Consider the following 13280-nt stretch of genomic DNA (forward strand, 5'->3'; position numbering starts at 1 on the left):
CTCGTTCAACTAAGTTATACATCGAAAGAATACTCAAAGCTTAGAAGTGTCGAAATTTTCATTGACCAAACTAATTATAAGTGCTAATATTACCATATAGATGATATCGATTATCAATTGCAACTGTTCGAAGGTCGTTCTACTAAAAAAGGGCCTTGGTAAATGTGTGTTATATTACTTCAGGGATAGACACAAATAAGTTTAATAAAAGAAGTAGAAGGGGTTAACATATGGTTGAGTAATTAATCAATCAAGATATATGACGTTTAAAATGAAAGAGGGGGAAGGTGCAATGGAAACTTCAATACTAGAGGACCAGATAGTTGAACAACTAAAAGGAATGTGTGATTGGCTTCAGAAAAAAACATGCTATGATGATTATCTAATTCGTTTATTGGACCTTATTGGCGCTACCATGGTGGGAGTAAAACCAGCTGAATTACTAAACATTCCAGTTAATGAAGGCGGAACAAAAAACTTGGCTTTGGAAGAACTAAGAGTTTACTTTTTACGAGATAAAAACATCAAGTTAAGAGAAATAAAAACACAGAATGGAAGAGTACAAGTCTTGTTTTACCATTCCACTTCTCTAGATAATGCACTCTGCAACAAAGTGAATTTAAAATTTCTTCGAGGTTTGGGCTACCCACAACAATATTCTGTAGAAGGCTATGTTAATTATTTGGTTACTAGGTTGAATAAAAAAGATTTCCCTCACGAAATAGGTCTATTTCTAGGCTATCCATTAAAAGACGTACTAGGATATATTGGCCATCCCTCCTTGAAGCTGGTTAAGATAAATGGGTGGAAAATATATGGTAATGACAAGTTGTCTAATAAGAGGTATGAGAGCTTTTTACAAGCCCGGATAAAAGTGAGAGAATTTATTTACCCGGTTGCTAACTACCATTAAGTATCGAATGGAATGCTCCTGAATAAATGGAGCAATTTTTTAGATAATTAGATGAGAATGGTTATCATTGATACTTGAATTCAGAAAAGAGAGGATATTATGAAGACTTCAGATTGTGATAATAGTGGTGGAAATATAAGTGCCTTTACAGATCAAGTAATAAAATCGGATGTAATTAGTCAGTTAATTACGCTTGGGACAAAAGCTGTTACCAATTCAGGAAATGAAGCATGGAGTTTTGCCGTTATTACCGATAAAAGTGAAATAAAGAGATTATCAGATGAGTCGAGGGAATATCTGCTGAATAATCTTGAAAAGTATCCATATTTTCAGCACAATGAGAACAGGCTTTATAGTGAAAAATATAATATTTTCTTTAATGCACCATGTTTACTATTAATATATGGTGATACTAATTCTCGCTGGAATGTTTACAACTGTATTTTGGCAGCGGGTAATATCATGGAGGATGCCACTGAACATGATTTGCGTACCTGCTGGATTGGATTTGCAGAACATGTCTGTGATACAGCAGAATTTAAATCGAAATACAAGATACTTGACCACTATAAACTGATGTGTGCATTGAGTGTTGGCTATCCAACGGTACAACTGCCTCCGCCATGTTGTAACTCTGGCAAGATTCTCCTTAAGGATAGCAATTTAGGCATAAACTCTGGACTTAGCACCTACAGTAAGTGTGATTGCCTTTAATAACATTTAAGATGCGTGTCGTATCTATGCCATTATTTAAAGATCAAGGGTGCGAAAATGCGAAGGAAGGGAGTTATGATACATGTCAATTTACAAAATTGGTGAGGTCGTGAAAATCAACGATCAGGGGAACGAGGGTTTTTATGGACTTTCTGGAGTTGTTAAAAAAATAGAATTAGGCAGTGATGATATATCTATACTTTATTTCGTTGAATTTCAGACCAATGATAGCCCCCCTCGATCAATGCTTGTCTTTCTCGAAAATGAATTAGTGGCTGCATAAAATTCGTTAGAAAGGCTATATTACTATTGCTCAAACAAGAATGGAGGGGCACGGGATACGAATATCGTACGAACCTAGTACTTAAGCATGAAAACACTATAAAGTTGTTAAAATAGCCATATCGTTAAGATTACAAAAAGGAAATAGCTAATGAACTCGTTCAACTACTAAGGTGAACATCGAGACTCGGTGAGGGACTCTACCTCCACCGAAGCAGATTACGAGAAAGGGGTTACCAATGACAAATCAGGATTTACCGAGAACTATTAATGACAAACCTGGCCTAATACCTCTCCAAGTGATGCCGGAAAACATGGAATCACCTATTAGTGATGTTCTAACCTGGATTACTCCGAATGAACAATTTTATGCTCGCAACCATTTGCCCTATCCCACGATACAGCTTGAATCTTGGGCTTTGTTTCTAGGCGGAGAAGTAGAAAGGCCACTAAATTTTTCTTATGAACAAATAAAAAAAATGCCTCAAGTAGATAAATTTGTAACGATGGAATGCTCAGGAAATAAACGAGCTTTGATGGAACCACCTACCCCTGGGGAACAATGGCAGACGGGTGCTGTTGGTAATGCGAAATGGACAGGAGTTCCTTTAGCTTATATCCTTGACCAGGCTAAAGTTAAGGAAACGGCTGTGGAACTGGTGTTTACCGGAGCTGATTCTGGGATTCGACCGGATATGGACAATGCGGTGAACTATGAGCGCAGTTTACTTCTGGACAAAGCCTTAATGTCAGAGTGTCTGTTAGCTCTGAAAATGAATGACGAACCGATTCCCCATAAACATGGGTTCCCACTGCGCTTAATTGTCCCAGGGTGGTATGGAATGGCCCATGTCAAATGGATCTCCCGCATCACGGCAATCCCCATACCTTTTAAAGGTCCATTCCAGGCAATTGACTATGTCTATATAACCAACGAAGGGAATTATAATAACGCAGTTCCAGTTACGGAAATGAAAGTGAACTCTATTATTACCTGGCCCTCCAAGGGAGAAAAGGTTCATCTGGGGTCACATACAGTTCGTGGCCTTGCTTGGGCTGGAAAAACAACAATAAGTAAAGTGGAAATAAGTATAGACAATGGTATGACCTGGAATACAGCCCGGTTGACTAGTCCCGAACATAAACCTTATACCTGGACGTTCTGGGAATATCAATGGGATAACCCAGTACCGGGCCAATATTTCTTACAGGCGCGGGCTCATGATAATAACGGTAATGTCCAACCGAAAGCCGCCACCTGGAATGCAAAAGGATACGGGAACAATTCAATTCATCAAATTACAATTACTGTACCTCAAATTCTTCATTAACAATCGATTGAAGCGTTACTCTTCGCTCCCCCCTTGTCAGCGGAGAGTATTTTTGTTATCATATATCTTGAATATCAAACATTATCATAGTAAAACATTATCATATACTAACAATAGTTGAAGGAGGAATTTTAGTGACTATCAATGAAGAGTTGACCCATGAACTTTTAGCTTTTTTCAATGGATTTTCTTCCTGGGAAAATTCAATCGTGCGATCCAGTGAGCTCACGGTGTCTGAGGCGCATGCCTTAGAAGTCCTCGGTGAACATGAAAAAATGAATATGAAGGGTTTAGCCCAGAAACTCGGGGTTACGACCGGAACAACAACAGTCACGGTGGATCGATTAGAAAAGAAGAATCTCGCTTACCGCCAATCTACGAAAGAAGATAGGCGCGTGAATTTTATTGTTTTGACGGATATCGGAAAGAACGTCTTTGAGGAGCATCATGACTTCCATCTACGTCTGACAGAGCAAATGACGTCCATCCTAGACGACGAAGAGATCAGCCAGTTTTTGCACACTTTGAAAAAGATTAATGCGGAAACTTTCTAACCAGGTGCGATCGTTCTGACACCGAGAGATCAAGTATGGATAGATACAGAGATGAGAGTATGTGTACGTGGTACGTACATAAATACGTACATTTCAAGTAAAAAGAGTTAGTAAGGAGGGAAGTTGAAATGAGTACTATTAATCTAGTTCAGGAAAAATCAGGGTTTAAAAATATTCTTTGGTCGAGGCACAAAGGATTGATTGTTACAGTTCTCTGCTTAGGATTTATTTTCCTGGCATGGCTTTCCGGTAAATATGGTTATTCTGGTTTGGAAGTTCCTTTCTACCTTTTGGCCTATGTCATAGGCGGGTATCAGAAAGCCAGGGAAGGTCTGCAAACCCTAATTCAGGAAAAAGATTTAGATGTGGATTTGCTTATGGTTGTAGCTGCAATTGGTGCAGCTAGTATAGGATATTGGGCAGACGGGGCTATTTTAATATTCATTTTTTCCCTAAGTGGTGCTCTGGAAGGATATACTCTGGAACGAACGAATGACTCAATTAAGTCCATTATGAAACTACGCCCGGAAGAGGCGATCGTGTTACAAGGAAAACTGGAAAAGCGAGTACGAGTAGAAGAATTGAAGCAGGGTGACCGCTTATTGGTGAGACCGGGAGAGCGGATTGCTGCGGATGGGATTGTGAGAGAAGGATATTCTTCAGTGAATCAGGCCTCGATTACGGGAGAATCGATTCCCATCGACAAATCTACGGGGGACGAGGTTTTTGCCGGAACGATGAACGGACAGGGAGCTTTAGTCATCGAAATGACCAAACCAGCAGAGGCAACGTTGCTTGCTAAAATAATTCATCTAGTCCAGGAAGCGCAAAGCGAAAGGCCTCCAAGCCAATTATTTATGGAGCGGTTTGAACGCATTTATGCAAAAATTGTAATTACGGGTGCAGTTTTGATCTTAGTCTTGCCACCCTTTGTCTTAGGGTGGTCTTGGAGTGCGACAATTTACAAAGCAATGATTTTTCTCGTCGTTGCCTCGCCTTGCGCCTTGGTTTCCTCCATTATGCCTGCTGTTTTATCCGGAATCTCAAATGGAGCACGCAATGGCATATTATTTAAAGGAGGCGCCTATCTAGAGTCAATCGGGGCTGTAAGCGTAGTAGCATTTGACAAAACTGGAACTCTCACCGAGGGAATACCAAGAATTACTCAGGTAATACCTTACGGAAACTATACGGAAAATGAAGTATTAAGTATCGCTGCTTCTCTTGAGACATGGTCAGAACACCCTATTGCTAAGGCAATAGTCCGTAAGGCTAACGAAAAGGATCTCACCCTTAGCACTGCCTCAAAAATGGAGGCTGTGCCTGGGTTTGGGGTACATGGTGTCGTGGAAGGTCAAGTATATCGAATCGGGAAACTTGATTTAGGAGATTTGGTTGTAGGTGGAAAACTATCTGATGAGAAAATGAAAGCCGCCCTGAATCTGGAGAAGCAAGGGAATACGGTAATCTTTGCTCAGGTGGGAACAGAACTAATAGGGATCTTAGCGGTAAAAGATACCATACGGGCACATGCGAAAGAATCAATAGATAGACTTAAAAAAATGGGGATTAAGGTAGTAATGTTGACTGGCGACAGCTCTTCAACGGCGCAAATTATAGGTGAGCAAGTAGGCGTCGACCAAGTGTATTCCGACCTGTTGCCGGAACATAAAGTTGACATTATAAAAGAATTAGGGAAATATGGTAAAGTAGCCATGGTGGGCGATGGCGTTAACGATGCACCAGCCTTGGCGGTTTCGTCTGTGGGAATTGCTATGGGTGCTGCCGGAACCGATGTAGCGTTGGAGACCGCTAATGTAGTCCTAATGGCTGACGATCTTTCTAAGGTCTCTTATGCCATTGCCTTAGGACGACGCACTTCTAGGATAGTCAAACAAAATGTGGCCTTTGCTGTAGCCGTCATGCTTTTGTTGGTGCTATCTAACTTTCTCGGGAGTATTAATCTGCCACTTGGCGTGATCGGACACGAAGGAAGTACCATCCTCGTCATCATTAGCGGCCTACGCTTACTGCGGTAATTGTGGGAGTAGTAAGTGGGATTGACAGCTTCGGAGTTTAAAACTAACAAGTGAAAGAAATATAAAGACAGTTGAACTAAGAGCTGGTTCAACTGTCTTTATAAAAATCACACATTTAGCCGTGAGGTTGGCTAGACTCCTAACATTTTTAAAATACAGTTGGCTAATTGTTGACCAGTTGCAGCACATTGTTGAATACATTGTGCTAAAGCTAATCCAATCATGAAATCCTTCACCTTCAATAATATAGGGTAAGTATACCTTAGAAAGATGAAGATCCTATGAACGTGGGTTAAGGCTGCTAAAACTACCTAAAGCATAAATTTGTATACCAAATTAGTTTTCTAAGTAATTTGTGACGTAGGCCCAAAAAAGTTATATAATAACCACTAGTATGAAGCCCTTGCCAATAACCTTGAATCAGGAGGTAAAACCTACAATGATGAACCCCATTACTATAGTGATTGTCAGTGCTGTTTTTTTAATTTACGGTGGACTTAATTACTATATTGGGCTAAGGGGATGGCAAGCCTTATTTAGTTATATACCATTCTTAAGTTCTAAAGTATATTGGCCGGTTTTTTCGCTACTATCCTTCTCTTACTTATTAAGTAGGTTTAGTGAGAAATTTCTTCCGACCGTGCTTTACGAATGGCTGATGCTAATTGGAGCCTACTGGTTAGCATTTATGTGGTATTTTTTACTAGTGATTTCAGCCTTAGATCTACTGCGTTTTTTTGATCGGTGGTTACGACTTATACCCATAGAACAAAAACGAAACCTAAACCCTGCTTTGGGATCAGCCGTTGTTATAATGGTCTTCGGTATAGTAAGTTACGGGGCATGGAATGCCCGACATCCCCAGGTGAACCATTACGATGTGACAATCGCTAAGAAAGCGGGGTCATTAAAACAGTTACACGTTGTCATGGTTTCGGATATTCACTTAGGAACAATCGTTCATAATGGCAATCTGACAAAGATGGTCAATATGGTGAATGAACTAAAACCTGACCTGATCCTGTTTGCGGGAGATGTGTTCGATGAGAATATTGAATCATCAAATAAACAACAAGTCTCTGATAACTTTCGAAAATTAAGTGCACCATATGGCGTATTTGCTGTACTTGGGAATCATGAATACATCGGTGGTAACGCAGAGGAAGCAGTTACTTATTTGGGCGAAGCAGGGGTTAAGGTATTGAGAGACAGCTTGCAGGAGATTGCCGGAAGTTTTTATATTATGGGGCGAGATGATCGTGCGGGAGAACGATACAATGGGGTCCAGAGACAGGACTTAAAGACCCTAATGCAAGGAGTCGACCCTGCTCTGCCAATTATATTAATGGATCATCAACCATCCCAATTAGAAGAGCCTGCTGGACAAGGTGTAGATTTGCAAGTGTCAGGGCATACCCATGCTGGACAATTGTTTCCAATTCGGTATATTACGAATCGAATTTTTGAAAAGGACTGGGGTTTGCTGCGCAAGGAGAATTTCCAAATCATAGTTTCGTCAGGATACGGAACATGGGGACCGCCTATCCGACTTGGCAATACTCCGGAAGTGGTTGATATTATGATTAAGTTTGATTAAATAATGCCGGCTTTGCAAAATGAGTTTATGACAATATTTTAAAAGAATAACTAAGAGCAGAAATTATTACTTCGATTAATTTCTGCTCTTAGTTTTATTTACTGTTTTTTGAAATCACTTAGTTCGAAGTGGAGAACGGCTAAATTTGGGTTGACAGGGTTATATCAATTTTGTATAATTGCAATAGTCTAAATGATTATCATTATCAACTAAATACTGATAAAGCATCCTCCATTTATGAAGGACAAAGAACACTTATTAATCTAGAGTGGGGTGTTGAGATTTTGTCGTTCAACAGGTGTTCTAATTGTTTTGGTTTTAAGTTAGATAGACCTTGTAAAATAGTATAGAAAGGTTGATATAAGTGTTTGACAGAATAAGAGGTAATAACAAACTTACCCAGAAAAATGATCAAGAATTAACATCGATTATGGCAATGATTGATGTCGTAGGTTCAGGGGATTTAAGCAAACGGATTATTGCCTCGGAATTTGGGACATCTACGCAAGCGCAAGAACTATCCCAAAAAGTTAATCATCTCATTAATGAATATGAATTGGCAATCAAAAGTACAACTCAAGGACTTACTAAGATTGTTTCAGATACATATGAGGAACTAAAAGTAATCTATGAGCAAAACCAAGGCTTAACTGAGCAGGTGGAGCAAATAAAACAAATCACGAGTGCGGTATACAATACAGCCCATTCCATCGAAAACGTTTCTTTATCTACAACAACAGAGATTACGAATTCTGCTCTTGAAGCAAAAAACAGTTCGTACGTCAGCGTTGCTAATGTCAGGGATATGCTCAAACAGATTAATAGTATTAAAACAAGCTTCAACGTACTCCGCGGCGAAAATGCGGAGCAGAAAGAGTATGTTTCGCAAATCGAACAAATTACAGGATTTATTGGTCATATCGCAAAACAGACAAACTTACTTGCACTTAATGCAGCCATCGAGGCTGCTAGAGCTGGAGATGCAGGGCGAGGGTTTGCAGTTGTCGCTCAGGAAGTACGTAAACTCGCAGAGCAAACTCAGTTGTCTGTCCAAGATATCTCTGGTAAGGTTTCAAATTTAACGGAACAAACCTTAAAAATGACGTCGCACATAGAGATGCTTAGTAATTCTACAGATGAGACATCATCAAAGGCTTCTATTATTGAGGAATCACTTGATAAATTAATCACGAGTATTGAAAGAACAGAACAACAGGTAGATAATATTGCCCCTATGATCCAAGAGCAATCCGCGACATTCGAGGAAATTGCTGCAACCATTGACAATATTTCAGATACCTATGCTCAAACTGTGAAAAACTCAGTCGAGTCAGCCAGAAAACAAAGGGAGACAGGGATACTCATTGAACAGATGCGTAAAGATAATTTGCGCTTTAAAGTAAATCTTACGACTGCAGAGGTAATTAATTTGGCCATAACAGACCACCAACTATGGATTTGGCGAATCGATTCGATGATACTAAATAATGATATGCTAGACTCTCACGTTGCGGGTGATTTTAATTCTTGCCGGCTTGGTATATGGTTAAATTCAGAGCAGAAATTAAAAGGTCGAAAAGATTTTCAGAAAATTCATCGCCCGCATGCTGATTTTCACGCCCTTGCACAGAAAGCAGTAACGGCAATGAGCTCAGGGCAGAAAGAAGAGTCCCAGAGGTATCTTGGACAGATGCATGTTCTTTCAGCTCAGTTGATTGAAATGCTTAAAGCACTGCAGATGGAATGTGGAAAACTAAGCTAACACCCTAAGATACAACTGTCTCTAAAGCTATATTAATCTACCAAAGTATGGAGATTTTGGCCTCCTAACAATTCGACGTAAGGGGTAAAAACTTTGATTGACGAAATGAATGTTTAATGCTAAAATAATCACATAGATAATGATACTGATTATCAATTGCAACTAACTGAGGTGAGGAGTGAGGAAATGCCATTAACAATGCTTTCCCCAGGCAAAGAGGCTGTAATTGAAGTCTGTAGAACTAAAGAGACAACGAAAAAGTTCTTAGAAGGGCTTGGTATTATTCCTGGTGTCACTATATCGGTAATCTCTGAATTTAGTGGGAACCTTATTGTATCCATAAAAGGATCGAGATTGGCCTTAAATAGGGGAGTAGCCCAGCAGGTGCTTGTGCAGATTTGATAATAAAAGGGGGTACATAGTTTGGAAAGGACTTTAAAGGAATTAAAGCCAGGTGAGAAATCGATCATCACCAAAGTTTTAGGAGATAAAGGTGCAGTCAAGAGGAGGCTCATGGATATGGGTGTGACCCGTGGGGCAGAAGTATTGGTTAGGAAAGTAGCGCCTTTGGGAGATCCTATTGAAGTGAACATTCGCGGTTACGAGCTAACGCTTAGAAAATCCGAAGCAGAAAACATTGTTGTTGCCTAAATAATGTTCCTGAATAAGAGGAGCATTATTTTAAGACATAAGATGAGAATGGTTATCATTAATGCTCTAGGGGTTAAAGGAGTTGAATATATTCTATGTCCTTCAAGTTTGCACTGGTGGGAAATCCAAACTGCGGTAAGACTACTTTATTTAATGAAATGACAGGGAGTACGCAGTATGTTGGAAACTGGCCAGGAGTCACCATCGAGAAGAAAGAAGGTAAAGTGAGAAAGATCGAGGGAGATGTATGGATAGTTGATCTGCCTGGAATCTATTCCTTATCTCCATACTCAATGGAAGAAATCATTGCCAGAGACTATATCCTGAATGAAAAGCCCGATGTCGTGATTAATATTATCGATGCAACAAACATAGAACGAAACCTATATCTGACGACTCAATTGCTCGAATTGGGTGTCAACGTAGTCGTTGCCTTAAACATGATGGATTCGGCAGATGCCAAAGGCGACAAAATTAACATAGGAATCCTTGAAACTCAACTAAAAGTGCCAGTTATACCCATTGCGGCTAGTAAAGGTCGCGGTGTAAAAGAACTCTTAGAAAGCGCACTAAATGTTGCACAAGCAGCAGCTTCTGCAGAGGTAGCGCCAGTATTTACAGAAATGCATGATGAAAGTATCCTAAGTTGTATCCAAGAAATCGAGCAAAATATAATCCCGCAGCTAAATAGCAAGATCCAGAATTCGCGCTGGACAGCGCTGAAGCTCTTGGAAGGTGATGAGAAGGTTCAGGAAACGTTAAAAGTTCCCGACGCTATGCTGAGTGAGATTAAGTTGTATCAGGAAAAACTGGAAAAAAAGTATGACATGGATATAGAAACGATTATCGCCGACAGTAGGTACCAGTTTACCACCTCTGTGACACGCAAAGCTGTGAAGAAGAAAGAGCGAGGCTCCAATTTAACAGCTTCGGATAAAATAGATAAAGTGGTGACGAACAGGATTTTGGCAATTCCTTTGTTCTTAACTACGATGTTTGGAATTTTCTCAGTAACCTTTGGTACGATTGGCTCTTTTACTATCGATTTTTTGGACGTATTAGTCAACGAAACGGTTGCTGCGTTTGCCTCAAGTTGGCTTGAGGGAGCAGGAGTTGCCGTTTGGTTACAGGATCTCATCGTAGGCGGAATTATCGGTGGAGTGGGGAGTATGGTAGTATTTGTCCCACAAATCATGATCTTATTCTTCTTCCTTTCCATACTCGAAGATACTGGTTATATGGCAAGAGCGGCTTTTGTCATGGATAGACTGCTCAGAAAGCTCGGGTTGAGTGGGAAATCGTTTATTCCCATGCTAATCGGTTTTGGATGTAGTGTTCCAGCGGTCATGAGCACCAGAACCTTAGAAACCGAAAAGGATCGACGCTTGACAATTATGCTCATACCATTTATGTCCTGTGGCGCTAAGCTCCCTATTTATGCCTTATACACGGCAGCATTCTTTGCAAGTAACCAAACTATGGTAGTCTTCTCTCTTTATCTATTAGGTATCGTGATTGCCATCTTATCAGGAGTTTTGCTTAAGAAAACCATTTTACAAGGGGAAGTTCCTCCTTTCGTTATGGAATTGCCTCCCTACAGAATTCCCACCATCAAAGGTTTGATGATTCATATGTGGGACAAGGGGAAAGGGTTTGTCAAAAAAGCAGGGACGATCATCTTTGTGGCAGCAGTTATGATCTGGTTTTTACAATACTTTAACTTTTCCTTTCAAGCGGTGGCGGACCCAGGAGATAGTATGATCGGTGCCATCGGTAAGACAATAGCCCCTATTTTTACACCGTTGGGCTTTGGAGACTGGAAATCTGCAGTTGCCTTGCTCACAGGTTTCATCGCCAAAGAAGCAGTTGTGTCCACTATGGGGATCTTGCATGGAGTTGCAGAAGCAACCGAGGGCTCCACGGACCTGATAACAGCTCTTCAAACAGCATTTACCCCGTTAACAGCTTATGCTTTCATGGTATTTTCCCTACTTTACTGCCCTTGCATGGCTGCCTTTGCAACGATTAAGCGGGAGATGAATTCTTGGAAGTGGACTTTCATAACCATAGGGTATTCAACTACTGTAGCTTGGGTAATAGCATTTCTTATCTTCCAGGGTGGAAAAATATTGGGCTTTAGTTGATTGAAATCTAAACGAAATAAGGTGATGGAATGATCAATTGGATTCTAGGTAGTATCATTGTTGGAGTGACTGCTTTCATTATTTTACGGACAGTAGGGCGTATGAGGAAAGGTGGAAGCGCTTGCTGTGGAGGATGTACCCAAGGTGGCTGCGGTGAAGCTAAGTGCGATTGTACGAAGTGAGTGGTTAAAACAATGTCAGCGAAAGGAGGGGATTTAGATGAGTATCGTGCTTGTTGGAGGTCATGATCGGATGCATAGTGAATACATGGGAATCTGCTCAAAGCGTGGACATCGTGTTAAGGTATATACGCAAATGCCAGCGAAGTTTGGTAAAGCAATCGGAAATCCTGATGGGATCGTTCTGTTCACCTCGACGGTCTCCCATCAAATGGTTCATGTAGCGGTAAAAGAGGCGAAACGAAAGAAAATTCCGGTCTTTAGATGTCATACCAGTAGTGGAACTTCATTGGAAGTATTGTTGCTGGAGCTTGAGGCAACAGCTGGCGGTGTAACCACAGGAAAGTAAAGACTTGAAAGGTACTTACGCGTATGTTCCAATACATTCAAAGAATTTTCCGCCCTCACCATTTCCACGATATTATTGAATGTCTAGCGGCAGCACTGGAAGCAAAAGATTTATATACTAGCGGACATTCTTCGAGAGTTGGAGATATGTCGAACGATCTAGGGCGAGCTATGGGGCTGAAAGGTTCAGAACTTGAAAATATCCATATCGCCGCCCATCTCCATGACATAGGTAAGATGGGTATTTCAGAAAATATTTTAAACAAGAAAGGAAGACTCCTTCCCCATGAGTTTGCTCAAATACAAACACATCCGGAGATCGGCTATAAGATTTTGGCTAAATCGAAAGGGCTTCATAAAATTGCAGAAATAGTATTGCATCACCACGAAAGGTGGGATGGCGGAGGGTATCCTAATGGCTTGCGGGAGGATAAGATTCCCCTTGGTTCAAGAATTATTGGGGTGGTAGATTCTATCGATGCTATTACCTCAATAAGACCGTATCGAAGAGCTATGTCTTGGGAGGAATGTTGGGAAGAGATACTCATCAACAAAGGGCTACAATTTGACCCTGTAGCCGTGGAAGCATCTGAAAAGTTGTGGAAGAAATGGAAGGTCCGATGGCAGGAATCTGAGAAGGATTGTAATGAGGCAAAACTAAAGGCTATCAAGTGAAAACAAACAGACACAGGACGGTTCTTCAAGACACGGGGACGGTCCTCCCAACGAAGACACGGGGACGGTTCTCCTGTTTGAGACAGGAGAA

General features: G+C 40.7%; 14 protein-coding genes. All 14 read left to right on the forward strand.

The genetic code is table 11. The features are described 5' to 3' along the window. Positions 1–292 precede the first annotated feature (292 nt). The 14 genes from E4K67_RS09735 (at position 293) to E4K67_RS09800 (ending at position 13189) form a co-directional block, all read left to right on the forward strand. Positions 293–913: a DUF3793 family protein gene (locus E4K67_RS09735; RefSeq protein WP_158408450.1), complete on the forward strand. Its 621-nt coding sequence runs from the start codon at positions 293–295 to the stop codon at positions 911–913. Positions 914–1012: 99 nt separating this feature from the next. Beyond that, complete coding sequence (locus tag E4K67_RS09740) at positions 1013–1627, forward strand: nitroreductase family protein (protein ID WP_135546215.1); 615 nt, start codon at positions 1013–1015, stop codon at positions 1625–1627. A gap of 82 nt (positions 1628–1709) precedes the next feature. Beyond that, positions 1710–1910: a hypothetical protein gene (locus E4K67_RS09745; protein ID WP_135546216.1), complete on the forward strand. Its 201-nt coding sequence runs from the start codon at positions 1710–1712 to the stop codon at positions 1908–1910. A gap of 238 nt (positions 1911–2148) precedes the next feature. After that, entirely contained in the window at positions 2149–3240 is a 1092-nt protein-coding gene (locus tag E4K67_RS09750; RefSeq protein WP_135546217.1) for a sulfite oxidase, read from the forward strand. Between the two features lie 134 nt (positions 3241–3374). Beyond that, positions 3375–3794 (forward strand): MarR family winged helix-turn-helix transcriptional regulator, encoded by a 420-nt coding sequence (locus tag E4K67_RS09755; protein WP_135546218.1) that lies wholly within the window; start codon positions 3375–3377, stop codon positions 3792–3794. A gap of 128 nt (positions 3795–3922) precedes the next feature. Beyond that, positions 3923–5833: a heavy metal translocating P-type ATPase gene (locus E4K67_RS09760; protein WP_135546219.1), complete on the forward strand. Its 1911-nt coding sequence runs from the start codon at positions 3923–3925 to the stop codon at positions 5831–5833. A gap of 439 nt (positions 5834–6272) precedes the next feature. After that, positions 6273–7430, forward strand: coding sequence for a metallophosphoesterase (locus E4K67_RS09765; RefSeq protein WP_135546220.1), 1158 nt, complete (start codon positions 6273–6275; stop codon positions 7428–7430). Positions 7431–7794: 364 nt separating this feature from the next. Further along, positions 7795–9192: a methyl-accepting chemotaxis protein gene (locus tag E4K67_RS09770; RefSeq protein ID WP_135546221.1), complete on the forward strand. Its 1398-nt coding sequence runs from the start codon at positions 7795–7797 to the stop codon at positions 9190–9192. Positions 9193–9378: 186 nt separating this feature from the next. Beyond that, positions 9379–9594, forward strand: coding sequence for a FeoA family protein (locus E4K67_RS09775; protein WP_135546222.1), 216 nt, complete (start codon positions 9379–9381; stop codon positions 9592–9594). A gap of 21 nt (positions 9595–9615) precedes the next feature. Further along, positions 9616–9843 carry a FeoA family protein gene (locus E4K67_RS09780; RefSeq protein WP_135546223.1) on the forward strand — a complete coding sequence of 76 codons (228 nt, stop codon included), beginning with the start codon at positions 9616–9618 and terminating at the stop codon, positions 9841–9843. A 95-nt stretch (positions 9844–9938) separates the two neighbouring features. After that, entirely contained in the window at positions 9939–11987 is a 2049-nt protein-coding gene (gene feoB / locus E4K67_RS09785; RefSeq protein ID WP_135546224.1) for a ferrous iron transport protein B, read from the forward strand. A gap of 29 nt (positions 11988–12016) precedes the next feature. After that, the gene (locus tag E4K67_RS09790; protein ID WP_135546225.1) at positions 12017–12169 is read left to right on the forward strand and encodes a FeoB-associated Cys-rich membrane protein; all 153 of its coding nucleotides are present in this window, start codon (positions 12017–12019) and stop codon (positions 12167–12169) included. A 37-nt stretch (positions 12170–12206) separates the two neighbouring features. Further along, positions 12207–12515: a DUF2325 domain-containing protein gene (locus E4K67_RS09795; protein WP_135546226.1), complete on the forward strand. Its 309-nt coding sequence runs from the start codon at positions 12207–12209 to the stop codon at positions 12513–12515. Between the two features lie 23 nt (positions 12516–12538). Then, positions 12539–13189, forward strand: a complete 651-nt coding sequence (locus E4K67_RS09800; protein WP_135546227.1) for an HD-GYP domain-containing protein — start codon at positions 12539–12541, stop codon at positions 13187–13189. The last annotated feature ends 91 nt before the right edge of the window (positions 13190–13280 follow it).

Origin of the sequence: Desulfosporosinus fructosivorans (assembly GCF_004766045.1) — a bacterium.
Lineage (GTDB): Bacteria > Bacillota > Desulfitobacteriia > Desulfitobacteriales > Desulfitobacteriaceae > Desulfosporosinus > Desulfosporosinus fructosivorans.